General features: G+C 69.1%; 29 protein-coding genes and 1 other RNA gene. 22 read left to right on the plus strand and 8 right to left on the minus strand.

What is annotated here, in order from left to right; genetic code table 11:
* Positions 1–61: 61 nt before the first annotated feature.
* Both AC07NG_RS14140 and AC07NG_RS14145 read left to right on the plus strand, forming a co-directional pair.
* On the plus strand, positions 62–970 hold the full coding sequence (locus tag AC07NG_RS14140) for an SDR family NAD(P)-dependent oxidoreductase (RefSeq protein WP_487289707.1): 909 nt from the start codon (positions 62–64) through the stop codon (positions 968–970).
* A gap of 337 nt (positions 971–1,307) precedes the next feature.
* Positions 1,308–2,609, plus strand: coding sequence for an outer membrane protein transport protein (locus AC07NG_RS14145; protein WP_110120618.1), 1,302 nt, complete (start codon positions 1,308–1,310; stop codon positions 2,607–2,609).
* A gap of 173 nt (positions 2,610–2,782) precedes the next feature.
* Here AC07NG_RS14145 and AC07NG_RS14150 read toward each other — a convergent pair whose 3' ends face one another.
* Positions 2,783–3,895, minus strand: coding sequence for an Mrp/NBP35 family ATP-binding protein (locus AC07NG_RS14150; protein ID WP_494594653.1), 1,113 nt, complete (start codon positions 3,893–3,895; stop codon positions 2,783–2,785).
* Between the two features lie 177 nt (positions 3,896–4,072).
* Between AC07NG_RS14150 and hflK the strand changes: the two genes are divergently transcribed.
* On the plus strand, positions 4,073–5,164 hold the full coding sequence (gene hflK, locus AC07NG_RS14155; RefSeq protein WP_487289704.1) for an FtsH protease activity modulator HflK: 1,092 nt from the start codon (positions 4,073–4,075) through the stop codon (positions 5,162–5,164).
* Positions 5,161–6,015 carry a protease modulator HflC gene (hflC, locus tag AC07NG_RS14160; RefSeq protein WP_487289703.1) on the plus strand — a complete coding sequence of 285 codons (855 nt, stop codon included), beginning with the start codon at positions 5,161–5,163 and terminating at the stop codon, positions 6,013–6,015. The genes hflK and hflC overlap by 4 nt, the downstream gene beginning before the upstream one ends.
* Before the next feature lie 901 nt (positions 6,016–6,916).
* Here hflC and AC07NG_RS14165 read toward each other — a convergent pair.
* Both AC07NG_RS14165 and AC07NG_RS14170 read right to left on the minus strand, forming a co-directional pair.
* Positions 6,917–7,435, minus strand: a complete 519-nt coding sequence (locus AC07NG_RS14165) for a group I truncated hemoglobin (protein WP_494594655.1) — start codon at positions 7,433–7,435, stop codon at positions 6,917–6,919.
* A gap of 12 nt (positions 7,436–7,447) precedes the next feature.
* Positions 7,448–8,344, minus strand: coding sequence for a DUF3034 family protein (locus tag AC07NG_RS14170; RefSeq protein ID WP_494594656.1), 897 nt, complete (start codon positions 8,342–8,344; stop codon positions 7,448–7,450).
* Between the two features lie 126 nt (positions 8,345–8,470).
* Between AC07NG_RS14170 and AC07NG_RS14175 the strand changes: the two genes are divergently transcribed.
* Positions 8,471–9,115, plus strand: coding sequence for a cupredoxin domain-containing protein (locus AC07NG_RS14175; protein ID WP_494594658.1), 645 nt, complete (start codon positions 8,471–8,473; stop codon positions 9,113–9,115).
* Between the two features lie 9 nt (positions 9,116–9,124).
* Positions 9,125–11,467, plus strand: a complete 2,343-nt coding sequence (locus AC07NG_RS14180) for a putative bifunctional diguanylate cyclase/phosphodiesterase (protein ID WP_494594660.1) — start codon at positions 9,125–9,127, stop codon at positions 11,465–11,467.
* Between the two features lie 4 nt (positions 11,468–11,471).
* On the opposite strand, the gene AC07NG_RS14185 is transcribed toward AC07NG_RS14180, so the two are convergent.
* Genes AC07NG_RS14185 through AC07NG_RS14195 form a run of 3 tightly spaced genes read right to left on the minus strand, consistent with a single transcriptional unit; the run spans position 11,472 to position 13,512 of the window.
* Entirely contained in the window at positions 11,472–12,137 is a 666-nt protein-coding gene (locus AC07NG_RS14185) for an HAD family hydrolase (protein WP_494594662.1), read from the minus strand.
* The gene (gene serB, locus AC07NG_RS14190; protein ID WP_492857184.1) at positions 12,134–12,982 is read right to left on the minus strand and encodes a phosphoserine phosphatase SerB; all 849 of its coding nucleotides are present in this window, start codon (positions 12,980–12,982) and stop codon (positions 12,134–12,136) included. The genes AC07NG_RS14185 and serB overlap by 4 nt, the downstream gene beginning before the upstream one ends.
* Before the next feature lie 59 nt (positions 12,983–13,041).
* A complete protein-coding gene (locus AC07NG_RS14195) occupies positions 13,042–13,512 on the minus strand; it encodes a hypothetical protein (RefSeq protein WP_494594663.1) in 471 nt (156 codons plus the stop codon).
* Positions 13,513–13,573: 61 nt separating this feature from the next.
* On the opposite strand from AC07NG_RS14195, the gene miaA reads away from it, so the two are divergent.
* From miaA to AC07NG_RS14275, 16 genes are all read left to right on the plus strand, one after another.
* The gene (gene miaA, locus AC07NG_RS14200; protein ID WP_494594691.1) at positions 13,574–14,464 is read left to right on the plus strand and encodes a tRNA (adenosine(37)-N6)-dimethylallyltransferase MiaA; all 891 of its coding nucleotides are present in this window, start codon (positions 13,574–13,576) and stop codon (positions 14,462–14,464) included.
* A 32-nt stretch (positions 14,465–14,496) separates the two neighbouring features.
* A complete protein-coding gene (locus AC07NG_RS14205; protein ID WP_494594665.1) occupies positions 14,497–14,979 on the plus strand; it encodes a CinA family protein in 483 nt (160 codons plus the stop codon).
* A gap of 117 nt (positions 14,980–15,096) precedes the next feature.
* Positions 15,097–15,144, plus strand: coding sequence for a hypothetical protein (locus AC07NG_RS14210; RefSeq protein ID WP_370444040.1), 48 nt, complete (start codon positions 15,097–15,099; stop codon positions 15,142–15,144).
* Between the two features lie 112 nt (positions 15,145–15,256).
* Positions 15,257–17,062, plus strand: coding sequence for an acetolactate synthase 3 large subunit (locus tag AC07NG_RS14215; protein WP_494594667.1), 1,806 nt, complete (start codon positions 15,257–15,259; stop codon positions 17,060–17,062).
* 39 nt (positions 17,063–17,101) lie between these two features.
* Positions 17,102–17,392: a BrnT family toxin gene (locus AC07NG_RS14220; protein WP_110121061.1), complete on the plus strand. Its 291-nt coding sequence runs from the start codon at positions 17,102–17,104 to the stop codon at positions 17,390–17,392.
* Positions 17,373–17,660: a BrnA antitoxin family protein gene (locus tag AC07NG_RS14225; protein ID WP_492857179.1), complete on the plus strand. Its 288-nt coding sequence runs from the start codon at positions 17,373–17,375 to the stop codon at positions 17,658–17,660. Before AC07NG_RS14220 ends, AC07NG_RS14225 begins: the two co-directional genes overlap by 20 nt.
* Positions 17,660–18,217: an acetolactate synthase small subunit gene (ilvN, locus tag AC07NG_RS14230; RefSeq protein ID WP_492857178.1), complete on the plus strand. Its 558-nt coding sequence runs from the start codon at positions 17,660–17,662 to the stop codon at positions 18,215–18,217. Before AC07NG_RS14225 ends, ilvN begins: the two co-directional genes overlap by 1 nt.
* 45 nt (positions 18,218–18,262) lie before the next feature.
* Entirely contained in the window at positions 18,263–19,126 is an 864-nt protein-coding gene (locus AC07NG_RS14235) for a hypothetical protein (RefSeq protein ID WP_494594670.1), read from the plus strand.
* Positions 19,127–19,259: 133 nt separating this feature from the next.
* Entirely contained in the window at positions 19,260–19,394 is a 135-nt protein-coding gene (locus AC07NG_RS14240) for a hypothetical protein (RefSeq protein WP_255580265.1), read from the plus strand.
* Positions 19,394–19,618, plus strand: a complete 225-nt coding sequence (locus tag AC07NG_RS14245) for an Atu4866 domain-containing protein (protein WP_492857175.1) — start codon at positions 19,394–19,396, stop codon at positions 19,616–19,618. The genes AC07NG_RS14240 and AC07NG_RS14245 overlap by 1 nt, the downstream gene beginning before the upstream one ends.
* 5 nt (positions 19,619–19,623) lie before the next feature.
* Positions 19,624–19,989: a transfer-messenger RNA gene (gene ssrA / locus AC07NG_RS14250) on the plus strand.
* Positions 19,990–20,226: 237 nt separating this feature from the next.
* Positions 20,227–20,706: an SspB family protein gene (locus tag AC07NG_RS14255; RefSeq protein WP_110121058.1), complete on the plus strand. Its 480-nt coding sequence runs from the start codon at positions 20,227–20,229 to the stop codon at positions 20,704–20,706.
* Positions 20,707–20,709: 3 nt separating this feature from the next.
* The gene (locus AC07NG_RS14260; protein ID WP_487289685.1) at positions 20,710–21,180 is read left to right on the plus strand and encodes a PaaI family thioesterase; all 471 of its coding nucleotides are present in this window, start codon (positions 20,710–20,712) and stop codon (positions 21,178–21,180) included.
* Positions 21,181–21,192: 12 nt separating this feature from the next.
* Positions 21,193–21,993 carry a C13 family peptidase gene (locus AC07NG_RS14265; RefSeq protein WP_494594673.1) on the plus strand — a complete coding sequence of 267 codons (801 nt, stop codon included), beginning with the start codon at positions 21,193–21,195 and terminating at the stop codon, positions 21,991–21,993.
* A gap of 108 nt (positions 21,994–22,101) precedes the next feature.
* The gene (locus tag AC07NG_RS14270; RefSeq protein WP_494594675.1) at positions 22,102–24,204 is read left to right on the plus strand and encodes a serine hydrolase domain-containing protein; all 2,103 of its coding nucleotides are present in this window, start codon (positions 22,102–22,104) and stop codon (positions 24,202–24,204) included.
* Positions 24,205–24,259: 55 nt separating this feature from the next.
* A complete protein-coding gene (locus AC07NG_RS14275; RefSeq protein ID WP_494594676.1) occupies positions 24,260–24,652 on the plus strand; it encodes a hypothetical protein in 393 nt (130 codons plus the stop codon).
* On the opposite strand, the gene AC07NG_RS14280 is transcribed toward AC07NG_RS14275, so the two are convergent.
* Both AC07NG_RS14280 and AC07NG_RS14285 read right to left on the minus strand, forming a co-directional pair.
* A complete protein-coding gene (locus AC07NG_RS14280) occupies positions 24,614–25,012 on the minus strand; it encodes a RusA family crossover junction endodeoxyribonuclease (protein WP_494594677.1) in 399 nt (132 codons plus the stop codon). The genes AC07NG_RS14275 and AC07NG_RS14280 overlap by 39 nt on opposite strands.
* 2 nt (positions 25,013–25,014) lie before the next feature.
* Positions 25,015–25,335, minus strand: coding sequence for a YbjQ family protein (locus AC07NG_RS14285; RefSeq protein ID WP_110132722.1), 321 nt, complete (start codon positions 25,333–25,335; stop codon positions 25,015–25,017).
* Between the last annotated feature and the right edge of the window lie 43 nt (positions 25,336–25,378).

Consider the following 25,378-nt stretch of genomic DNA (forward strand, 5'->3'; position numbering starts at 1 on the left):
CCTCTCCCGGCGGTCGCACAAACGCGCCAAACCAAACACGCGTTTGAGGGAGACTTAGGGCATGGCGGACGACATTCGCTTCGACGGTCAGGTGGCGATCGTCACGGGCGCGGGCGGCGGGCTCGGGCGTCAGCACGCCCTGGAGCTGGCCCGGCGCGGGGCCAAGGTGGTGGTCAACGACCTGGGCGGATCCGTCGACGGCTCGGGCGGCTCGTCCGACGCCGCCAAGGCCGTGGTGGCCGAGATCGAGGCCTTCGGCGGGCAGGCCATCGCCCACGGCGCCTCGGTGACCGACGACGCCGGCGTCGCCGACCTGGTGAAGACCACGATCGACACCTGGGGCCGCATCGACATCCTGGTCGCCAACGCCGGCATCCTGCGCGACAAGACCCTGACCAAGATGGAGCTGGCCGACTTCGAGGCCGTGATCCAGGTCCACGTCTTCGGCACCTTCAAGCCGATCAAGGCCGTCTGGGACATCATGAAGGCCCAGAACTACGGCCGCATCGTCGTCACCACCTCGTCCTCGGGCATGTACGGCAACTTCGGCCAGTCCAACTACGGCGCGGCCAAGATGGCGGTGTTGGGCCTGATGAACACGCTGAAGCTCGAAGGCGCCAAGAACAACGTCAAGATCAACGCCATCAGCCCCGTGGCCGCCACCCGCATGACCGAGGGCCTGATGCCGCCGGAAGTGCTGGAGAAGCTGAAGCCGGAATACGTCACCCCCGGCGTCGTCTACCTGGTGTCGGAAGACGCCCCGACCGGCGCGATCCTGACCGCCGGCGCCGGCGCCTTCGCCCTCTCGCGGATCTTCGAGACCGAAGGCGTCTATCTGGGCGAAGGCGGGCTGTCGGCCGAGGAAGTTCGCGACAGCTGGGAGCAGATCACCGCCGAGCCGGGCCAGCAGGCCTATTTCAACGGCGGCGAGCAGGGCCAGAAGTTCTTCAGAAAGCTCGCCGGCGGCTGAAGCTTCCCTAAGGTAAAGCATTACGGCGCGGGCGCGGGATCCAGGTCTCGCGCCCGTCGCTTTTCAAAGCTGACAAAATTGTCAAAAGAGCGCCATTCGCGATTTAGGCGAATACATGGCTTTACCTAAGGGAAGCCGGCGTTTCTGACGTAACGACGAATAGAGTGAGGCCTAAAAGCCGCCATTTCTTTGACGCGATGAACAAAATTCACCGCGAAGCGAATAAATAGCAACGTTTTTTGAAAAGATCAGTTAGAGGCGACAGCAACCTCCAGCGCTGCAAGGCGTTTGGCGGACCGAACAGCCTCCCCAAGCTCCCTTAGAAGGTGCGTCAGTCATGTCTCTCTCGCGTAAGCTCCTGGCCGCCGGCGCGGCCGTCGTCGCCCTCGCCGCCGCCTCGCAAGCCTCGGCTTCGGGCTTCTACCTGCAGGAACAATCGGTCCGCGGTTCGGGCCGCGCCTATTCGGGCGAAGTCGCCGACACCGGCGCCGCCAGCCTGTGGTGGAACCCGGCCGCCATCGCCAGCGTCGAGCACGCCGAAGTCTATGGCGGCCTGCACGCCATCCTGGTCAACTCGGACGTCAAGAACACCGGTTCGACCATCACCCGTCCGGGCCAGGCGACCACCGCCATCAGCGGCGAAACCCGCGAGAGCAACCCGATCCTGAACGGCCTGCTGCCGAACTTCGCCGGCGCCTGGCGCCTGAACGACAAGATCGTCGTCGGCCTGTCGACCGCCGCCCCGTACAACTTCACCACCAAGTACGGTGAAGGCAACTTCGCCCGCTACGACGCCCTGAAGTCGCGCCTGACCTCGATCGACATCCAGGGCACGGTGGCCTACCGCCTGACCGACCAGATCGACCTGGGCGTCGGCGTCAGCGCCGAATACGCCGACGCGAACCTGACCAACGCCCTGCCGCAGGTCTCGCCGCTGCTGGCCGACACCGGCCGCCAGTCGCTGACCGGCGACGGCTGGGACTACGGCTGGACCGTCGGCGGCCAGTTCCGCCCGACCTCGACCCTGACCGTCGGCGCCAGCTACCGCTCGAAGATCGAACACACCCTGAAGGGCCAGGTGACGATCGCGGGCCTGAGCAGCGTCCTGGCCGCCAGCAACGGTTCGTTCGACGGTGAAGCCACCATCACCACCCCGTGGATGGCCACCCTGGGCGCCCGCTGGGCCGTGACCCCGAAGACCACCCTGAACGCCTCGGTCAGCCGCATCGGCTGGAGCGAGTTCGACGCCATCCGCGTCACCCGCGCTGCCGGCACCACCGTGATCGACCAGGACTACAAGGACATCACGACCATCGCCATCGGCGTCGATCACCAGCTGACCCCTCGCCTGACCCTGCGCGGCGGCGTCCAGAAGGACCCGACCCCGACGCCGGAAAACGGCCGCACCGCCCGCGTGCCGGACGGCGACCGCATGCTCTACGCCGTCGGCGCCACCTGGGCCGCCAAGCCGAACCTGATGCTCGACGTCGGCGCCAGCTACATCGACTTCGACAAGGCCGTGATCACCCGCACCGACGTCTCGTACGCCGGCACCGCCGCGGCCACGACGACCGTCCTGAAGGGCGAAGCCACCGGTTCGGGCGCCGTGCTCTCGACCGGCGTCCGCTGGACCTTCTAAGGCTTTCCAGCCTCTGAAACGGAAAGGCCGCCCGGATCGCTCCGGGCGGCCTTTTTGTTTGTCCGGGGGAGACCCCCTCCGGCCCTCTGGGCCACCTCCCCCAGAGGGGGAGGATCTACGCCGCGCAGATGCTCCCCCTCTGGGGGAGCTGTCGCGGAGCGACTGAGGGGGTTTTAGCCCCCGACCGTCGCCCAAACCGCCTTGGCCGCCTGCACGAACGCCTTGGTCGCCGCGCTGTCCGGCGCGGCCAGCACCACCGGCCGGCCCGCATCGCCGGCCTCGCGCACGGCCATCTCGATCGGAACCTGGGCCAGCACCGGCACGCCCAGCGCCTCCGCCTCCGCGACCCCGCCGCCCGAGCCGAAGATCGGGATCGGCGCGCCGGTCGCCGGGTCGGCGAAGAAGGCCATGTTCTCGATCAGGCCCAGGATCGGCGTCGCGGTCTTGGCGAACATCGCCGCCGCCCGGCGGGCGTCGATCAGGGCGATCTCCTGCGGGGTGGTGACCAGCACCACGCCGTCGATCCGCAGCTTCTGCACCAGGGTCAGGTGGATATCGCCGGTGCCCGGCGGCAGATCGACCACCATCACGTCCAGCGGCTCGGCCTCGGAACCCCAGGCCACGTCGTGGATCAGCTGGCGCACCGCCGACGAGGCCATCGGCCCGCGCCAGATCATCGCCCTGCCCTCGTCGACCATGAAGCCGATCGACATCAGCTTCACGCCGTGGGCCTCGAGCGGCAGCAGCTTCTTGTCTTCGAAGGTCGGCTCGCCGTCGACGCCCATCATCCGGGGCGCCGAGGGGCCGTAGATGTCGGCGTCCAGCAGCCCGACCTTCAGGCCGAGGCCCGCCAGGGCGCAGGCGAGGTTCGTCGAGACGGTGGACTTGCCCACCCCGCCCTTGCCCGAGGCCACGGCGATCACGTGGCGCACGTGGGCGGGCTTTTCCGAGGCCGGCGGCGGGGCGACCTGGGCCTGCGGGTCGTCGGCCACCCGCGCGCCCTTGCGCACGCGGGTCGTCTCGGCCGGGGCCTGGGCGGTGAGCACCACCTGGGCCCGGGTGATCCCCGGCAGCGCCGCCAGCGCCTTCTCGGCCGCCTCGCGCACCGGCGCGTAGCCGCCCACGCGTGAGGCCGGCACCTCCAGCACGAAGCCGGCCTTGCCCTCGCGCACCACCAGCCCCTGCACCAGGCCGGCCTTCACCAGGCCCAGCCCCGTGGCCGGATCCTCGATGCGATCGAGGGCCTCGCGGGCGTCATCGGGAGTTGCAGAAGAGCTTGCGGTCACGTCAGTGTCTTGCCTTGTCGCGTGGGGGTCCTCATATCCGCGTGCGGGGTTTGTTTTACAACCCCGCCAGCCAACAAGCCTGAGGAGGTCGCCCCGCGGCCTCCGGACCAACAAGCCCAAGGAGGTTGCCCGCAACCTCCGCCAACAAGAACGAGCGACGGGAAGACAGCGCCGCCCATGCCCTGGAACGACAACGCCGGACCCGGCCCCTGGGGCTCGCCCCCGCCGGGCGACGACAAGAACGACGGCGGGCGCAAGTCCGACCCGACACGCCGCCCCCCCGGCCCGCCCGGCGTTCCGCCGCCGCCTATCGACGTCGCCGAACTGGTCGATCGCCTGACCGGCCGCCTGCGAGAGACCTTCGGCGGCCCCGGTCGCGGCAAGGCCATCGCGCTGGGCGCCGCAGCCGTGGTCGGCCTGTGGCTGGTCTCCGGCGTCTATGTCGTCCAGCCCAACCAGCAGGGCGTGGTCACCACCTTCGGCGCCTACAGCCGCACCAGCGATCCTGGCCTGCGCTACCGCCTGCCCTGGCCCATCGAGGACGTCGAGCGCGTGCCCGTCACCTCGATCCAGACCCTCGACGTCGGCGGCGTGCCCGGCGCGGAAGTCCCGGCCGAGCGCCTGATGCTGACCGGCGACGAGAACATCGTCGACCTGTCCTTCACCATCCAGTGGAGCGTGTCGGACGCCGGCAAGTTCGTGTTCAACGTCCGCGCCCCCGACGCCGTGATCAAGGACGTGGCCGAAAGCGCCATGCGCGAGGTGGTCGGCAAGACCGCCCTCACCCCGATCCTCACCAACGGCCGCGGCCAGGTCGAAAGCCAGACCCGCGCGCTGATGCAGCAGACTCTGGACCGCTACAACATCGGCGTGCGCATCGAAGGCGTCCGCATCCAGGTCGCCACCACCCCCGCCCCGGTGCTCGACGCGTTCCGCGACGTGCAGCGCGCGGCCCAGAACGCCCAGTCGGCGGCCAACATCGCCCGCGGCGAAGCGGCCACCGTCATCCAGCAGGCCAAGGGCTACCGCGAGCAGGTGGTGCGCGAGGCCGCCGGCGACGCGGCCCGCTTCAACCAGGTCTACGAGCAGTACAAGCTGGCTCCCGGCGTCACCCGCGAGCGCCTCTACATCGAGACCATGCAGCGCGTGCTGGCCAAGTCCAACAAGGTCATCATCGACAGCAAGGGCGCCAACGCCCCGGTGATCCTGCCGTCCGACACCTTCCGTCCGCGCGTCGCTCCCGCGCCCGTCGATGGAGCCGCCCGATGAGCCGCGTCCGCAATCCCAACACCCCGCTGATCGCGGCCGGCGCCACGGCCTTCGCCGCCCTGATCCTGCTGTCGACCACCGTCTACCAGGTCGACCAGCGCCAACAGGCCCTGGTGGTGCGCTTCGGCGATCCCGTGCGCGTGGTCCTCGACCCCGGCCTCCACCTGAAGGCCCCGATCGACAAGGTGCTGCGCTTCGACAAGCGCAACATCGACATCGCCGCCAACCAGGAAGAGGTCACGGCCGCCGACCAGGAGAAGCTCGTCGTCGACGCCTTCGTCCGCTACCGCATCTCCGATCCGCGCCAGTTCTACCGCAAGCTCGGCCGCGAGAGCGTGGCCCGCGATCGCCTCGACCGCATCGTCAACGCCGCCCTGCGCGAGCAGATCGGCCGGCGGAACTCCGAGGACGTGATCGCCGGCAAGCGCGCCGAGATCATGGCCGACATCCGCACCGAGGTCGCCCGCCAGGTCGCCGGCTCGCAGCTGGGGCTCGAGATCATCGACGTGCGCATCAAGCGCGCCGACCTGCCCGAGCCCAACCAGCAGGCGGTGTTCGAGCGCATGCAGACGGCCCGCAAGCAGGAGGCCGCCGAACTGCGCGCCATCGGCGACCAGCAGCGCCGCGAGATCGTCGCCACCGCCTATGAGGAAGCCGAAAAGATCCGAGGCGAAGCCGACGCCCAGCGCGCCCAGCTGTTCGCCTCCAGCTTCGGCCGCGACCCCTCCTTCGCCGCCTTCTACCGCTCGATGCAGGCCTACGAGCAATCGCTGGGCCAGGGCGACACCACCCTGGTGCTCTCCCCCGACAGCGCCTTCTTCAAGTACTTCGACAAGGGCCCGGCAGGGTAACCCCTCTCCCCTTGCGGGAGAGGGTGGCCTCGCGGAGCGAGGTCGGGTGAGGGGTCTCTCAGACCTGTCCGCCGAGTTCGCTCCTCCCCCGTGAAACGGGGGAGGTGGCGCGCTGCGGATACGCAGCGTGACGGAGGGGGCGAGACTGGGCTCAGCGCATCCCTTCTCCCGTAAAATCCCCGCGAAAGCGGGGACCCAGGTGTTTTATCGTCGAGCGCCGTAGGTTTCAGAAAAAGCCTGGGTCCCCGCTTTCGCGGGGATTTTACGGAGTTTGGATTGGGGCTGACGGGGACAGACGAAGCTGCCCCCCCGTCCGGGGCGAACCAAACCCCAACAAATCCAGCCGCTTACAACTTTCTCACCGCTCTGGATCAGACGCGCTCAAACCACCCGCATAATAACCCCGTCTCGCCGCACCGAAGGGGCGCGCGGCCAGCGACCATGCGGCGGCGGGATGCGATCGAGCGGGATTGGGGCGGATTGGGAAGATCCGTCGCGTCCGGGGACCTGGCGCTGGCCAGGCCCGCCCGTCGTCGGCTTGGGCGAGGATTACAGAGCACCCCTCTCCTCGTCGCCGCCCGACAGGGAAACCTCGAAGGCGGTCCTGGTAAGGCGTTAAGAGCGCCGCCGCCCGGGAAGCCGGCAGCCAAACGACCGCGCGGAGCGCCTTGGCTTCGTCGAAACGGTAACAACACAAAGCACCTCCGGGCGTCGCCCGGGCGCTCCGCTCCCCTTCATCCACTCGCAGCGAAAGCGCGGGGACGAAGCGCCGTGCTTACCCCCTCAGTCGCTCCGCGACAGCTCCCCCAGAGGGGGAGCATCTTGAAGAGCGCCGCGCCAACCAGATCCTCCCCCTCTGGGGGAGGTGGCCCGGAGGGCCGGAGGGGGTCGCCGTAGGCGACTACCGCCGCTCCACCGTCTGGCGCGCCATCGGGGCCAGCTTGGCGAGCAGCTTGTTCTGGGCGGCGAAGGGCACGCCTTCCTTGTCCATCGCCCACTGCAGGTTCTCGACCAGGGCGTTGAAGTCGCGGGGCGTGATGCCCTGGTCCTTGTGGGCCTGGGTCATGTCCTTGCCGGTGTAGTCGCAGCCGCCGCCCAGCACGTAGCAGAACTGCTCTGTCAGGGTCCGCTTCAGGCGCACGACGTCGGCGGTGGCGAAGATGTCCTTGATGCGGGGGTCGGCGAGGTTGCGGTCCACCAGATCGCTGGTGATCCGGGCCAGGCCTTCGCGGCCGTGGAAGGCCTCGAACACCGCCCTGTCGCTCATCGGCGTCGCCCCGGCGTTGGCGTTGGACTGGACGTAAGGGTCGACCGGCTGCTCGCCGGGCGGAACGGCGGCGTCCTGGGCCTGGGCGAGGCTCGAGAAGCCGAGGGCGAAACCAGCGGCCAGGGCCGCGCGGAGGGCGTTGTGGCGGATCATGATCTGGCGCTCCTAGAAGCCGGCCTGCAGCGAGACATAGAGCCCGCGCTGGTCCTTGAAGGTGGCGATGTCGCCCAGGTCGACATAGGCCACGGTCACCGAGACGGTCTTGTTGACGGCGTAGGCGGCGAAGACGTCGACCCAGTCGCTTTCCTTGGCGAAGCCCAGGTTGTCAGGCTTGGTGCGGTACTCGGCCCCCAGCGCCAGGCGCTTGCTGACCAGCCAGCCTGCCGAGCCCTCGAACTGGGCCCGGTAGCTGTCGTTCCTGTCGCCGCCGAAGCCCAGCAGCCCCGTCTGGTTGGCCTTGGTCAGCCGCACCGTGCCGTTGAGGATCAGGCTCTTGTCGAGCAGCAGCTTGGTGGCGGCCGCGTAGTAGTCGACGCCGCTGTCGTCCTTGCCGCCCACGGCCCGCACGATCGCGCCCTGGTCGTTCTTCTTCCACTGGGCGCCGACGGCCACCTGCGGAACCCAGGTGTCCTGGTCATAGACCAGATCGCCCAGCACCCGCACCTTCACGCCGACCACGTCCTGCTTGAAGGTGAAGCCTTTGCCGAGGCCCAGCTTGGCGCCCGTCGCTCCAGTGTCGAATTCCTGGCGAGCGAGCGACAGCTCGACCCGGTCGAACAGCCCCACCGCCCCGCCATAGGCGCGCAGTTCGTAGTCGGGCACGTTGACATAGGTGGCGTGGACCTTGCCGCCGACGCCGCGCGAGGTCTCGTTGCCGGCGATCACCGCCCAGGTCGACAAGCCGCCGCCGGCGCTGCCTTCCAGGGCGCTGACGCCGCCGGTCAGCAGCAGCTTGCCCCCGGGCTCCATCTCGCCGGCCAGGGCCGATCCGCCCCACAGCGCGCACCCCAGCGTCATGGCGCAACCCGCGCCCGCCAGCACCGCCGTCTTCGTCCCGCCCATGCCGCCCCGATCCCCGAAATCCATGCGGGCGACGCTAGGGGCAAGACTTTACGTAATCGTTAGAACATCTCGCCTATGGTTAGACTTCAGCGCTGCGACAATTTGTCCTTCAGCTTCGGGGAAATCATGCGCAAGATCGTCGCCGGCTCGATCAAGATCGCCTCAATACTATTTTCGGTTGCGATTTTCTCGACGCACGCCATGGCGGCGGACCTCACGCTCGCGGTGCGCGGGAGCGACGGCAAGCCCGTGGCCGACGCCGTCGTCACCGTCTACCCGGGCGGCCAGCCGACCAAGGGGCCGATCAAGTTCGATTGGCCTTACCGCGTCGCCCAGCAAAACATCCAGTTCAACCCGTTCGTGCTGATCGCCCCGGTCGGCGCCGAGGTCTCGTTCCCCAACCTCGATAAGGTGCGCCACCACGTCTATTCGTTCTCGGCCGGCAACAAGTTCGAGCTGAAGCTCTACGGCCGCGAGGAGAACCGGGTCGTGCGCATGCCCGCCGTCGGCGTGGCGGCCATCGGCTGCAACATCCACGACCAGATGGTCGGCTTCATCAAGGTGGTCGACACCCAGTACGCCGCCAAGACCGACGCCTCGGGCAAGGCCGTGATCCGCGGCGCGCCGGACGGCCCGGTCGTGGTCAAGGTCTGGCATCCCTATCTGCGCGCGCCCAAGAACGAAAAGACCGTCCCGGTCGCCGCCCTGCGCGGCGCGGTCTCGCAGGACGTCTCGGTCGAGCTGCGCGCCCCGGCGGCGATGAGCCACTAGGGCCGCCCGATGTTCCACCGTCTGCAGACCAGACTGACCGTCCTCTACGCCGGGCTCTTCGCCCTGGCGCTGGGAGCGATCGCGGTCACCGTCTACCTGACGATCGCGGCCACGGCCCAGCAGGCGGTGCGCCAGGAGCTGGCCGCCACCGGCGGCGTGTTCGACCGCGTCTGGGCGCTGCGCACCCAGCGCCTGCGCGACGGCGCCGACCTGCTGTCGCGCGACTTCGGCTTCCGCGCCGCCGTCGCCACCCGCGACGCCCCGACCATCACGTCCGCCCTGGCCAACCTGCGCGGCCGCATGGGCCTGGACCTCGCCGTGATGATGAACGTCGACGGCGAGCTGACCGGCGTCGATCCGTCCAAGCTCGACGTCGAACGCCTGTGGACCGCCCTCGACGCCGAGGATGGCGCCGGCGGCGTCTTCATGGTCGGCGGCGAGCCCTACCAGCTGATCTCGGCGCCGATCCTGTCGCCCACCCTCACCGGCTGGGTCGTGTTCGGCGTCCGCCTCGACGACCGTGAGATGCGGGCGCTGGAACGGCTGTCGGCGATCCGCCTCGACGCCGACGTCTTCAGCCGCGCCACGGCGCGCGACGGCGAGCCGTGGCGCGCCCAGGACGCCGACCGCCAGACCCCGGCCCTCACCGCCTTCGTCGCCCAGGCCCTGAAGGGCGACGGCGCCCCCGGCCGCGTCCAGGGTCCGGCCGGCGACGAACTGGTGCTGGCCAAGCCGCTGAAGGCGCTGGGCGGCGGCGCCTCGGCCCTGGTGCTGCGCTATCCCCTCGCCCTCGCCCTGGCGCCCTATCGGCTGCTGCTGGCCGCCGTGGCGCTGGCCGGCCTGGTCGGCGCGGCCCTAGTGATCGCCGCCAGCTGGATGCTCTCGCGGGGCCTCGCCCGCCCCATCGCCGAGCTCGACGCCGCCGCCCGGGAGCTGGAACAGGGCCGCGAGGTCCAGGTCGCCGTCCAGACCCGCGACGAGATCGGCCGCCTGGCCGAAAGCTTCAACCGCATGGCCGACGGCATCCGCGACCGCGAGGCGCGGATCACCCACCTGGCCATGCACGACGCCGAGACGGGCCTGGCCAACCGCCACGCCCTGGAAACCGAGATCGCCGCCCGCATGGCCGCCGATCCGAGCCAGCCGGTGATCATCGGCGCCCTGGGCCTGGACCGCTTCACCTTCGTGCGCGGGGCCATCGGCTACGCCCTGGCCACCGAACTAATCGTCGAGATCGGCGAGCGGGTCCGGTCGCACAATCCCGACGTCATGGTCGGGCGGCTGACCACCTCGACCCTCTGCGTCGTCTCCAGCTTCACCGATCTCGACGAGGCGGTCGCCGTCGTGACCTCGGCAACGCCGATCCTGGAAGCGCCCGTGCGCCTGGGCGGCGACCTCGTGGACATCCACGTCAGCAACGGCCTGGCCGCCGGCCGCCAGGGCGAAAGCGACCCACACCGCCTGATCGAGCAGGCGATGATCGCCCTGGACCAGGCCCGCGACGCCGGCAAAAAGGCCGCCGCCTTCGACGAGACGGCCTATGGCGATCCGGCCAGCAACCTCTCCCTGATGAGCGAGATGCTGGAGGCCGTGCGCACCGGCGCCCTCTTCCTCAACCACCAGCCTAAGCTCGATCTGCGCACCGGCGCGATCACCGGGGCCGAGGCCCTGGTGCGCTGGATCCACCCCACCCGCGGCTTCCTGGGTCCCGACCTCTTCGTCGGCATGGCCGAGGAGACCGGTCACATCCGCGCCCTCACCGACTACGTCATCGACCAGGCCATCGCCGACCAGCAGGTGCTGCGCGCCGCCGGCCACGACCTGCTGATGTCGGTCAATATCTCCGGCCGACTGATCGACGACCTCGGCTTCGCCCGTCAGGCTATCGAGCGCGTCACCCAGGCCGGCGCGCGCATGTGCTTCGAGATCACCGAGACGGCCGTGGTCGGCAACGCCGCCGTGGCGCTGCAGGTGCTGGAGCAGTTCGCCGCCGCCGGCGTCGCCGTGTCGATCGACGACTACGGCTCGGGCCTGTCGTCCCTGGCCTATCTCAAGCAGATCCGCGCCGACGAACTGAAGATCGACAAGGCCTTCGTCATGGGCATGGATCGCGAAGCCAAGGACGCCCTGCTGGTCAAGTCGACCGTCGACCTGGCCCACAGCCTGGGCCTCAAGGTCGTCGCCGAGGGCGTGGAGTCGCGCGAGGCTCTGGCCATGCTGCAGGTCATGGGCTGCGACATCGCCCAGGGCTATCACATCGCCCGGCCGATGGGCCTGCCGGCGCTCACCGAGTTCCTGGCCGCCTGGGGCGCCGAGGAAGAGGCGGCCGATCCCCAGGCCAAGAAAGCCTGAACCTTCAGGCCTGTCGCTTCAGCAGGTCGAGCACGACGTGCAGGCTGTCGGCGATGTGGACGCACTTCTCGTGCATCTCCTCGGTCGGATCGAGGATGTCCGGGACCATGATCGTCATCATCCCCGCCCCGTGCGCCGCGCGGACGCCGGGATGGGAATCCTCCAGCGCCAGGCACAGCGTAGGATCGACGCCCAGCCGCTCGGCGGCCAGCAGGTACGGGTCCGGGAACGGCTTGTGCCGCGTCACGTCATGGTGCGCGACCACCGCGTGGAAACGGGGCAGCAGGTCGAAGCGGCCCAGATACCGCTCCACCGCCGGCAGGCCGTTCGAGGTGGCGATGGCGCGTGGCAGGCCCAGGTCGTCCAGGTGATCGAGGATCTCCTCGACGCCGTCCTTCAGCCGGATCTCGGCTTCGAGCAGCAGCTCGACGTCGGTCCACAGCCGCTCGAAGAACGGCTTCACGGGGAAGTCCTCGCCATAAAGCTCGCGCAGCATCACCGCGCACTCGGGATTGGTCTTGCCGACCATCGAGGCGTAGGTCGCCGCCGTGATCGGCGCGCCGAACACCTTGCCGGCGTCGATCATCGCGGCGCGATAGACGGTCTCGGTGTCGAGCAGCAGGCCATCCATGTCGAAGACCACCGCTTCGACGCGGCGCGGGAAGCTCACTGGGCGAACTCCTCGGCGCGATAGCCCTGGAAGTAGAGCAGCGCCGTCAGGTCGGCATGATCGACCTTCGCGTGGGCCCGGGCCGCCACGATCGGCTTGGCGCGATAGGCGACGCCCAGGCCGGCGGCCTCGATCATCGCCAGGTCGTTGGCGCCGTCGCCCACGGCCAGGGCGTCGGCCGGGGTCAGACCCAGGGCGGCGGTCTCCTCGTTGAGGGCGGCCAGCTTGGCCTCCTTGCCGAGGATCGGATCGCCGACCTCGCCGGTCAGGGCGTCGTCGGCCTCGATCAGCGTATTGGCCCGGTTCAGGTGGAAGCCGGCGGCCTGCGCCACCCGGCTCGTGAAGAAGGTGAAACCGCCCGAGACCAGGGCGCAGCGGGCGCCGTGCGCGGCCATGGTCTTCACCAGCGTCTCGGCGCCGGGGTTGAGCCGCACGCGCTCGTCGAAACAGGTCTGCAGGGCCGTGGTCGCCAGGCCCTTCAGCATGCCGACCCGCTCGCGCAGCGCGCCCTCGAAGGCCAGCTCTCCGCGCATGGCGCGCTCGGTGATCTCGGAGACCTGGTCCTTGACGCCGGCGAAGTCGGCCAGCTCGTCCAGGCATTCGACGTTGATGATCGTCGAGTCCATGTCGGCGATCAGCAGGCGCTTCCTGCGGTTCAGGGCCGGCTGGATGGCGAAGTCGACGGGCTTGTCGGCGATGGCGGCGATCACGCGCTCGCGGACCTGGGCCGGATCGACGTCGAAGGTCACGTCGATCGCGTCGGGGCCGAGCGCGACGACCTCGCCGAGCGACAGAGCTGCGGCGAGGATTTCGGCCTCCGGGCCGACGAGGGTCAGGACGTGCATGAACGGGGCGGCTAAGCCAGTCGCCCCGCCCCGTCAAGCAACTTGCAGAGCGAACCCGCTCAGCCCGCCTCGATCCCGGTGCAGCGCTGCAGCAGGGCGACGCCCGCGCGCTTACCGGCCGTCTCGGCGGATTCGCCCGGCGCCGGCTTGACGTTCTCGAACAGGAAGTCGAGCCCGTCCTCGTAGACCTTGCTCGCCTTGACGCCCTTCTCGGCGCCGTCCTCGAAGGCCTCGTCCATCATCGTGCGCCCCTTGGCCCCGAAGGCTTCGAGCACGAACTGCATGCCGCGCCCGTCGGCGCCCTTGCTGGCGAAGACCTGCGGATAGCTGGTCGCCACCTTGCCCAGGATCACCAGCACCGCGCCGCAGCCAGCCTTCTCCTGAGGCGTCAGGTCGGGCGCCGGCGTGGCCGCCATGGCGGCGGCGGCGGCCGAGGGAGCCTTGGGCTTGTTGGGCGTGACCGCGGCCAACGCCGGACCGGCCGTCAGGGAGGCGACCATCGCGGCCGCAATCATGTATGTACGCTTCATGGACCAAGCCGCCCCATACGCAACCGTCGCAACGCCCTTCGCTGACGACTCGCGCGTCTGGATGATCGCCGGACCGACGGCCAGCGGCAAGTCGGCCTATGCCCTCGATCTGGCCGAACGCACCGGCGGCGAGATCGTCAACGCCGACTCCATGCAGATCTACGCCGGCCTGCGGGTGCTGACCGCCGCCCCCTCGCCCGAGGAGGAAGCCCGCGCGCCGCATCACCTGTTCGGCGTCGCCGACGTGGCCGACGGCTGGTCGGTCGGGCGCTGGCAGGCGGCCGCCGTCAGGGTCCTGCACGACATCGCCGCTCGCGGCCGGCCCGCCATCGTCGTCGGCGGCACCGGCCTCTACTTCCGCGCCCTGACCCACGGCCTGGCCGAGGTGCCGCCGGTGCCAGAAAGCCAGCGGGAAATCTCGGGCCTGCTCTACGCCGCCCAGGGCGAGGCGGGTTTCCGCGACCTGCTGCGCCCTCTGGACCCCGCCGCCGAGGCTCGCATCGAAAGCGGCGACCGCCAGCGGCTGGTCCGCGCGCACGCCGTGGCCGTGGCCACCGGCCGGGCGCTGTCGGAATGGCAGGCCGACACCCGGCCCGTCCTGCAGGCCGGCGAATGGCGCGGCGTGGTCCTCGACCCGCCCCGCGCCGAGCTCTACGCCCGCTGCGATGCGCGTCTGACCCTGATGGTCGAGAACGGCGCCCTCGAAGAAGTCTCGGCCATGGAGACGCGGGGCCTGGATCCCGCCCTGCCCGCCCTCAAGGCCGTCGGCTATCGCGAACTGGCCGCCCACCTGCGCGGCGAGACCAGCCTGGACCAGGCCCTGGACGCCGCCCGCCAGGAGACCCGGCGCTACGCCAAGCGCCAACTCACCTGGTTCAGGAACCAGACGCCGGACTGGCGAAAGCTCGACCCACTGCACAAAGGCTCGCAGGATCCGGGCGACTTGGCGTAAGGGCCTGGACCAGCCCGCCACAGGATTTTCCGATGACCGAACTCGCCCGCCTCGCCGCCGCCGTCGCCGCTCGTCTGACCGAGCGCGGCGAGACCGTGGCCGTCGCCGAGTCTTCCGCCGGCGGGTTGATCTCGTCGGCGCTGCTGGCGACGCCGGGGGCCTCGAAGTTCTACGCCGGCGGCGCGGTCGTCTACACGGCCCGAGCGCGCCTCACCCTGCTCGACATTCCGCAGAAGGCCATGGACGGGCTGCGCTCGGCCAGCGAACCCTACGCCATTCTCCTGGCCCGCGTGGCCGGCAAGAACCTGAAGGCGACCTGGGGCCTGTCGGAGACCGGCGCCGCCGGGCCTGAGGGCAATCGCTACGGCGACGCGGCGGGGCATGCCTGCTTCGCGGTCGTAGGCCAGGAGCGAGAGGTCAGTCTTACCATCGAGACCGGGATGGATGATCGGCGGGCGAACATGCAGCGCTTCGCCGAGCAAGCTCTTGCCCTGCTTCTTGAGACGTTGGGCTGAAATTCGCGCCAGACCCATTGCGACTTATCCGCCACGGGTCGTTTCTTGCGTCAAACCGCGCCTTGACGCCCTCAGGCGAGCATGGCATTCCCCGATCATCCATTTGGAGCAACACTCGTGCGCACCACCATGATCGTACTTATGGAGCGGCCGTTCACGGCGTGACCTCGAAGTCACGTTGATAGATCGGTCGCGCGCACAAAGGTCCTTCGGGGCCTTTTTTCTTTTTCGCCGCACCCCAAAGCCCAGCTTTCCACGTCCATCCGGGACTTCCGCCATGACCGCCCATCAGACCATCGAGAGCAACGCTCCCGCCGATGCCGCCAACCGCGCCATGACCGGCGCCGAGATCGTGGTTCGCGGCCTCGTGGACCAGGGCGTCGAAGTCCTGTTCGGCTATCCGGGCGGCGCGGTCCTGCCGATCTACGACGCGCTGTTCCACGAGCCGCGCCTGCAGCACATCCTGGTTCGCCATGAACAGGGCGCGACCCACGCCGCCGAGGGCTACGCGCGCAGCTCGGGCAAGCCGGGCGTCGTCCTGGTCACCTCTGGCCCGGGCGCGACCAACGCCATCACCGGCATCATGGACGCCCTGATGGACTCGATCCCGATGGTCGTCATCACCGGCCAGGTCCCCACCCACCTGATCGGCACCGACGCCTTCCAGGAAGCCGACACCGTCGGCATGACCCGCTCGTGCACCAAGCACAACTACCTGGTCAAAGACGTCCGCGACCTGCCCCAGATCATCCACGAGGCCTTCAAGATCGCCACCACCGGCCGTCCGGGCCCGGTGCTGATCGACATCCCCAAGGACGTCCAGTTCGCCAAGGGCGAATACTACGGCCCGTCCGAAGTCGCCTCGAGCCACGCCTATTCGCCGCGCATCAAGGGCGACGCCAGCCGCATCGCCGAGGCCGCCCGGATCATCGCGGGCGCCCGCCGGCCGATCTTCTATACCGGCGGCGGCGTCATCAACGCCGGCCCCAAGGCCAGCCAGGCGCTGCGTGAGTTCCAGGCCCTGACCGGCGCGCCGGTCACCTCGACCCTGATGGGCCTGGGCGCCTTCCCGGCCGCCGATCCGGCGTGGCTGGGCATGCTGGGCATGCACGGCACGTTCGAAGCCAACAACGCCATGCACGATTGCGACGTCATGATCTGCGTCGGCGCCCGGTTCGACGACCGCGTCACCGGCCGCCTGGACGCGTTCTCGCCGGGCAGCAAGAAGATCCACATCGACATCGACGCCTCGTCGATCAACAAGAACGTCCGCGTCGATCTGCCGATCGTCGGCGACGCCGGCAGCGTTCTGGAAGACCTGATCGAAGCCTGGAAGGCCGCCGGTCACCAGCCCAACAAGGGCGCCCTGACAGACTGGTGGGCCCAGATCGACGCCTGGCGCGCCCGCCAGTGCCTGTCCTACAAGCGCTCCGAGACGGTCATCAAGCCGCAGTACGCCATCCAGCGCCTGTACGAACTGTCCAAGGACAAGGACGTCTACATCACCACGGAAGTCGGCCAGCATCAGATGTGGGCCGCCCAGTTCTTCCGCTTCGAGGAGCCGAACCACTGGATGACCTCCGGTGGTTTGGGCACCATGGGCTACGGCCTGCCCGCCGCCCTGGGCGTGCAGCTGGCCCACCCCAAGAGCCTGGTCGTCGACATCGCCGGCGAAGCCTCGATCCAGATGTGCATCCAGGAACTGTCGACGGCGATCCAGTTCGATCTGCCGGTCAAGATCTTCATCCTGAACAACGAATGGATGGGCATGGTCCGCCAGTGGCAGCAGCTGCTGCACGGCGAGCGCTACAGCCACTCCTATTCCGACAGCCTGCCCGACTTCGTGAAGCTGGCCGAGGCCTACGGCGCCGTCGGCATCCGCTGCTCGGACCCGGCCGAGCTGGACGCCAAGATCCTGGAGATGATCAACAGCGACAAGCCGGTGATCTTCGACTGCCGCGTCGAGAAGCACGAAAACTGCCTGCCGATGATCCCCTCGGGCAAGGCCCACAATGAGATGATCATGGGCGAGGTCGAGGACATCGGTAACGTCATAGGCGAGGACGGCGCGGGGCTGGTCTAAGCTTTACAATTCATGGGCGCATTGAGTGAAAATGCGCCCATGCCGATATTCGAGTGGGATCCGGAAAAGGCGAAGTCCAACTTTTCCAAGCATGACGTAGCCTTCGAGGACGCGACCATGGTCTGGACGGACCCGCTGCACGTGATCTACCCGGATAGGGTGGTCGACTACGAACAACGCTGGCATGCCGTGGGCGTAGTCGGTCTTGTGACGGTGCTGCTGGTGGTTCACATCTATGTCGGCGATGCTGGCGCGGAACGCGTTCGCATCATCAGCGCGCGAAAGGCGACTCCCTGGGAGCGCAAGGTCTATGAACAAGACAACGCTTAGCGAAGAGCAACGCGAACGACTGGCTAGGTTGGACGCTTTGCCCGACGACCTGATCGACACGACGGACATTCCCGAAGCGCCGCATGAAAACGCCCGCCTGGCGCGGCGTCCAGGGCAAGGTCAGGCCCTGGCCCACCCGGACGCGGTAGCGCTCGACGCCGACATCGTGGGCTGGTTCAAGGAACACGCGGGCGGCAAGCCCTATCAGACCGAAATCAACCGCGTGCTCCGCCAGTACGTGGCCAAAGCAGAAAAGAAGCGCGCCTGATGACCGCCAACGTCCAACCCGCCCCCGCCTCGGCCTACGACCTCAGCCCCAACGAGCAGGCCGAGCAGACGGCGACCTTCGCCCTGCTGGTCGACAACGAGCCGGGCGTGCTGCATCGCGTGGTCGGCCTGTTCGCCGCGCGCGGCTACAACATCGAAAGCCTCACGGTCGCCGAGACCGACCGCAAGGCCCACACCAGCCGCATCACCGTGGTCACCCGCGGCACGCGCCAGGTGCTCGACCAGATCGAGGCCCAGCTGAACAAGGTGGTCAACGTGCGCCGCGTGCACGACGTGACCCGCGACCCCAACGGCGTCGAGCGCGAGCTGGCCCTGGTCAAGGTGCGCGGCTCGGGTCCCAACCGCGTCGAGGCCCTGCGCATCGCCGAGATCTTCCGCGCCAAGCCGGTGGACACCACGCTGGAAAGCTTCGTGTTCGAGATTTCCGGCGCGCCGTCGAAGATCGACAAGTTCCTCGATCTGATGCGCCCGCTCGGCCTGGTGGAACTTTCCCGCACGGGCGTCCTTTCCATCGAGCGGGGCGTCGAAGGGATGTAACGGGCCATGGGCGTGATCGGACCGGCCGTCTTAGCGGGAGCCCTGATGCTTTCCGTCCAGACCCAGCCGGTCGCGCCCGTCGCCCCTGCCCCTGCCCCTGCCCCACCGCCGCCCGATCCGGCGGTCTGGTGGTCGAACGAGATCCCCCGCCCCGCCTCCGAGGTCGAGCCGCTGTCGGGCCGACGGCTGGGACGCAAGGAACAGCCCGTTCCCGTCGACAACGGCGTCGATCCCCTGCTCTACCGCCTGTGGGGCCTGCAGCCGCTGCAGATCCAGCTGGTCCGTCGCGGCGAACTGGTTCTGGAGGCCTGGGCCCGCCCCGCCCGCGGCGTGCGCCAGGCCGTCATCCGCGTCACCGTGCGCCGCGACGGCCGCGCCTTCGTCCAGGCCCGCGCTGGCCTGGGCTGCTGCACCCCCGAGATCGGCCGCCGGGTCGACATCAACGCCGAACTGCCAGGCGAACGCATCGCCGCTTTCAAGGCCCTGGCCGGCGACCGCGCCTGGAGCCAACCCCGCAGCGTGATCGTCGACTATGGCGGCGGCTCGATCGAAGCCCTGTGCGTCGACGGCGTCTCCTGGGACGTCACCCTGCTGGTCCCCGGCCAGGCCCGCCATTTGCGCCGCGCCTGCGACGACGCCGAGGTCGGTTCGATCGCCGGCGTGCTCTCGGCGGTCGTCGGAGCGGCGGCCGGACGCGATCCGCTGTTCGACGCGGTGCTGCCGCGCGGCGGCGACTTCTCGCGCCAGTCCAAGGCCTACGCCGACCTGATCGCCCAGGGCGGCCAGCTGAAGGCCGGAACCTCCAACCGCCCGCAGCCGCCGGCCGTGCCGGTGGTCGATGACGACGAGCCAGAACCGCCGCCCGTCACGCCCGTCACGCCTCCGGAAGCCGCCGCCCCGCCGCGCTGATCCGTAGGATCGTGCAATCAATGCGGAGCATCACTCTACCGACTGGACGGCCGGCCGGGGCATAGTGGCCTCGTACCGCCGCAGCCGCCTGCGGCGCTCCCCCAAAACCAAAGCCCCAAATCAAAGCCAGGCCATGACCCGCCACACGCCCCGTCGCGCGACGGCGGCTCCGCGTTGGTTCGCCGCCGCCCTGCTGGCGGCCGCCGCCGTCGCGACCGCCCTGCCCGCCCTGTTCTCGTCCGCTACCGCCTGGAGGATCCTGCCATGATGATCGACCACCTCCCCGTTTCCGGCGTCTGGTCCTCGCCCGACGGCCGCTACAGCCTGGAGCTTCGCCCCAACGGCCGCTTCGTCGAGGTGCACGCCGAGCCCAGCGGCGTCTTCACCGGCGCCTACGTCCTGGTCGGCGAGACGTTGAAACTATTCGAGGACCACGGCGCGGTCGTCACCGGACGCCTGGCCGAAGGCCGCCTCAGCCTGGGGAGCGTTTGACGCTTCCCCTTCCCTCCTGGGGTGCGAAGCCCTATATTGGGATTGTCCGGCTTCGGCCGAACTATGGGGATAAACGCGCACGTAATAAGCGGACTGGACCCGGGTGCGATTCCCGGCGGCTCCACCAAATCTTTCCCGAGTTATCACGGGACTGCATGGGGCCGATCAGCATCGACAGACGTGTAAAGGTGTATGCTTTCTCTCGGCTTGGCCCACCGTTTCGGGCCATTAAACTAAATGCGAACGATAACTTCGCTGAAGAGTTCGCCGTCGCTGCGTAATGCGGTGCAGGTGAATTCGCCTCTTAAGTCCTAGGGGTTCAGATCCTTAGGCGGGGCCCGGAGGGAGCCTGGCAACAGAATCCCTCCACTTTCCTGCTCATCCTGAAATTTGATCACCCGCTCGTTCGGCGCGTCTTGCGTCGGGCTCAACTCTCGCGAGGCAGGAGCATTGCGGCCAGGCTCCCGACGGCCGGGACCTTCGACGGCCGGGCCAGATGCGACACTCTCTAAAATAGTATGCGCCTACCGCATGCGGGCGCCTTTGCCGGAGGCTCGCGACGGGTTACGCTGGCCCTTCGAATTTCGTTTTTGCTTAATCGAAGATCCATGGCCCGCACTCCTCCGACCGAAGACCTGATGCAGTACGAGGCCATGGCCCAGGACGCCCTGCGCGGCGTCGTAAAGGCTGCGCTGAAGAAAGCCGCTGCGCCCGGCGGCCTGCCCGAGCCGCACCACCTCTACATCACCTTCAAGACCCAGGCGGCCGGCGTCTCGGCCCCGCAGGACCTGCTCGGCAAGTATCCCGACGAGATGACGATCATCCTGCAGCACCAGTACTGGGACCTCGCCCCCGGCGAGACCTTCTTCTCGGTGACCCTGAAGTTCGGCGGCCAGCCCAAGCGCCTGTCGATCCCCTATTCGGCCGTGACCCGCTTCTACGATCCGTCGGTGCAGTTCGCCCTGCAGTTCGAGGCCCCGGAGATCGAGCCGGCCCCGGTCGAGCCGGAACCCGAGCCGACCCCGCCTCCGGCCGATGGCGACGAAGCGCCGAAGATCATCTCTCTCGACCAGTTCCGGAAGAAGTAGGCCTTGAACGACGTCGTCTCGGAGGAGCGGTCCACTCTTACCGACGAGGCGATCCTCGCGCGTTTCAACGCCTCGAAGAACGCACCGCCCAGCGCCCTGACGCTGGGCTTCAGGCTCATCGCCGTCAGCCAGGCCGAGCGCCGCGTCGAGATCGCCTTCGACGCTCGCGCCGACCTGCTGGCCAATCCGATGGGCCAGATCCAGGGCGGCTTCGTCTGCGCGATGCTCGACGAATGCATGTCGGTGGCCGGTCTGATCACCTCGGGCATGACCCACGTCGTGCCCACCCTCGAGATGAAGACCAGCTTCCTGCGGCCGGCCCTGCCCGGCCCGTTGCTCGGCGTCGGCCGGGTGGTGAAGTGGGGCCGTACGGTCTGCTTCATGGAAGGCGAACTCCATGACGCCGAGGGCCGCCTGCTGGCGACCTCCACGGGCACGGCCCTGCCGACGCCCTTCGCCAAGTTCAAGAAATAGGGATCACGCGGAATGGGGCGAGCGGCGGGCTTTCTGGTCGGACTGGTCCTGGCCTGTCTGGCGATCGCGCCGGCTCGGGCCGAGAGCCCCTTCGACCACTGGGCCTCGGTGGTGATCGCCGGCGACTGGCGCGCCCACGGAGGCGGCTCGACCGAGGCCTTCGACAACGCCCGCCGCGATGTCGCCGAAAACCTGGTCGGCCTGGGCTTCCCGACGCCGACGCAGTTCTCGGTCCGCCCCAAGCGCTATCGCAACCAGACACTGAACGTCTCGAACGCCAAGGCGATCGAGGACGGCCTGAGATCGGCGGCCAAGACCTCGACCGGCGGCTGCCTGGTCTACATCACCTCGCACGGCGCGCCTCAGGGCGTGATCATGGGCAAGAAGCTGCTGCGCCCGCAGGAACTGGCGGCGATGGTCGACGGCGCCTGCCCCGGCCGGCCGTCGATCGTGGTGATCTCGGCCTGCTTCTCCGGCGTCTTCGTGCCCTCGCTCGAACGCGACGACCGGATGATCCTGACCGCCGCCCGGCCCGACCGCACCTCGTTCGGCTGCGGCGAGAGCGACCGCTACCCCTATTTCGACGACTGCTTCCTGGGCGAGATCGGCAAGGCGCGCGACTTCGCCGTCCTGGGACGAGCGGTTCAGGCCTGCGTTGCCCGCAAGGAGATCGACACCGGCGCCAGCCCGCCCTCGGAGCCGCAGCTGTGGATCGGCCCCGAACTACGGCCGCTGCTGCCCCTCTACACCTTCGCCAAGGCCCGCAAACCGGCGCCCGCGCCGAACGCCGCGCCGCCATCGGCGGAAAATTGAACAGCTGCACACTGCTTGTCGTGATTTTCTTCCCGACGCCGGTGTCCCTCGCCTGACGAATTGGCCTAAGAAGACCCTTCTGACGCGTTAGCCGAAGAGGTGGGGTTCGTGACGTTGCGTATGTCGTCCAAGGCCGTGCGGTGCGCGGCGATCGTCGGCCTCTGGCTCATGGGGGCGAACGCCGCCACCAGTCAGGACGCCGCGCCGACGGCGACCGCGACGCCCGCGCCCACGGCTCCCTCAGTTCCCGCCGCCACACCGCCCAGGCCGACCTTCCGCCGTGCGCCAGCGACGCCTGTCGCCCCGATCACGCCGCCTCCGGCCGCCGCCGTTCCAGGCGTCACGCCCCTGCCCGCCCCCGAGCTCGAAGCCTTCGTCGACGGCGCGGTGCGCCGGGCCATGGCCGAGGATCACATCGCCGGGGTCACCATCTCGGTTGTCCAGAACGGCCAGGTGGTGCTGAAGAAGGGCTATGGCGCGGCCAGCCTGGCGCGTGGCCGGCCGGTCGATCCGGACCGCACGCTGTTCCGCATCGGCTCGATCTCCAAGACCTTCACCTGGATCGCGTTGCAGAACGAGATCGACGCCGGCCGCATCCGTCCCGACGCGCCGATCAACGTCTACCTGCCCGAGAAGCTGCAGGTGCGCGACCAGGGCAAGAAGACGCCGATCCGGGTGCGCGACCTCTACACCCACACCGCCGGGTTCGAGGACCGGGTCCTGGGCCAGCTGTTCGAGCGCGAGGAGCGCCGCGTGCGCCCGCTCGACGTCTATCTGCGCCAGGAGCGGCCCAACCGGGTGCGCGAGCCCGGCGTGCTGCCGGCCTATTCCAACTACGGCGTCGCCCTCGTCGGCGCGGCCCTGGCCAACACCGGCGCCAAGCCGTTCGAAGACCTGATCGCCGAGCGGGTGATCGTGCCGGCCGGCCTGCAACGCACCACCTTCCGCGAGCCGCGCGCCTGGCGCGACGACCTGCCCGCGCCCATGGCCCCGGCCCTGGCCGCCGACTTGGCCGAAGGCTACCGCTGGACGCCGCTGGGCCTGGAGGCCCAGCCGGTGGAGTTCGTCGGCCAGATCGCGCCGGCCGGCTCGGCCTCCAGCACCGCGGCCGACATGGCCCGCTACATGACCCTGCTGCTGAACGGCGGGACGATCGACGGCCGCACCGTCTTCTCGCAGCGCGCCGCCCAGGCCTTCCGCACGGCCGGCTATCGCCCGGCCGCCGGCGCCGCCGGCTGGAACGCCGGCTTCCAGGACATCCCCCTGCCCGGCGGCCGCCGCGGCTTCGGCCACGCCGGCGCGACCCTGTGGTTCCATTCCAACATGGTGCTGGTCCCCGACCTTGGCCTCGGCGTGTTCATCTCGGTCAACACCGACACCGGCCAGGACCTGCCCGCCACCCTGCCCGCCTCGATCGTCGAGCGCTTCTACGCGCCGGCCCGCGCCGTGCCCGCGTTCACGCCCCTGAGCCCGGAAGCAGCGCTGGCCTATGAAGGCGACTACCTGACCGACCGCCGCGCCTATGGCGGGCTGGAAGGCTTCGTCGATCGCCTGATCGGCGTCGCCAAGGTCCGCGCCAGCGCCCAGGGCGGCCTGGCGATCACCAGCGACGGCCGCACCCGCCTCTGGATCCCGACCGACCGCCAGGACGTCTTCAAGGCCGCCGACGGCGCCGACCTGCTGGTGTTCCAGCGCCAGGACGGCGCGCCCGCGCGCTTCTTCGCGCCATCGGGCGCGGCCGCCTACGAACGGGTCGGTGCGCTTCTCCGCACCAGCGTACTGGCCGGCGCGACCCTCCTGGCGGCCCTGGCCTCGATCGCCACCCTGGCCGGCGTCTTCGTCCGCAGCCGTCGCGATACCCGCCAGACCACCAGCCAGGCCCGCGCCAGCCTGCTGCAGACCACCCAAGCCGTGCTGTGGCTGGTGGCCATCGCCTGCGTGGCCGCCTTTGCGGCAGGCTCGGGAGACGTGGCCGCGGTGGTCTTCGGCTGGCCCAGCGGCTGGCTGCTGACGGCCTCGGCCTGCGCCTTCATCGCCACGGTGCTGAGCCTCTTCACCCTGATCATGGCGCCGGTGATCTGGCGCGGCGGCCGTCGCGTCGACAGCTGGAGCGACCTGCGCAAGCTGGCCTTCACCGTCACCGCCCTGATCTTCACCAGCTTCTCCATCGTGCTGGCGGCCTGGGGCTTCCTGGAATTCTGGAACACCTGATCCGGCACGGCCCGTGCAGGCTTTCCCCCAGTAGCGATACTGGGGGAGTTCGCGCGTGTCGAAACGGAACGTCTGCATCCTGGCCGGAGCGGGCCTGGGCGCCTGGCTGGCGGTCACGCTGTTCTACGGCGCCTTCGGGGCCGAGCTGATCGAGCGCGCCTTCTGGTTCTACGCGGCCAACGCCTTCCTGGCGGCGGCGCTGGTCACCTTCGCCTTCCAGGCCACAGCAAGACTGCTGCGCATTCCCCGCAGCCGGCGGCTCTATCCGGCCATGGCCTTCGCCCTGCCGGGCGCGGCGGCCGCCAACCTGATCCTGCTGGGCTTCGTGCCCCTGGCGCCGGACGCCGAGCCGTCCAGCCTGGGCCGATACCTGGCCTTCCTGATCGTGCTCTACATCTCGATCGGCGCGTCAGCCCTCGAGCGTGCCCCGCAGAAAGCGCGACTCTAGCTTCCGCACCACGATCACGATCCGCTCGCGCTCGCCCGGACGCCGCTCGACCAGCAGACGGGCGACCTGGGCGTCGTCGTGGAAGGCGTAGCCCTTGATGGCGTCGAGCAGCGCCTTGGCCAGGTTGTCGAGATCCAGCCACGGCGGCTCGCCGACGAACTCCATGCCGATCTCGACCGAGAATTCGCCCCAGGCCGGCCGTGAGCCGCGCCAGGTCTTGCGGAAGAACTCGTAGATCAGCGGCTTGTAGTACTTGGCCTGGGTGGTCAGGCCGTCGACGACGATGGTCAGCTCGCCGCCAGCCTCGCGCGCCCTGACCTTGCCGTGATGGACCCAGTCGTCCCGGTCGAGCTCGGCCACGCTCAGAGCTTTTCGACCTTCACGGCGGTGCCGTAGGCCAGGACCTCGGTGACCCCTTCCATGATCTCGTTGGCGTCGTAGCGCATGGCGATCACGGCGTCGGCCCCCAGTTCGCGGGCGTGCTGCACCAGAAGCTCGTAGGCCTCCTGCCGGGCCGTCTCGGCCAGCTTGGTGTAGATCGACAGGTTGCCGCCGAAGATCTGCTGGATCGAGCCGCCGATATTGCCGATCACGCTGCGCGAACGGGCGGTCACGCCCCGCACCAGGCCGAGATGTTCGACGACGCGATAGCCGGGCAGATCGTTGGTGGTGGCGACGAGCATGGGATCCTCCTGAGGTCCGCCGGTATAACTAACGTCGTTGCGG

Source organism: Caulobacter sp. GW821-FHT10C03 (assembly GCF_059415485.1).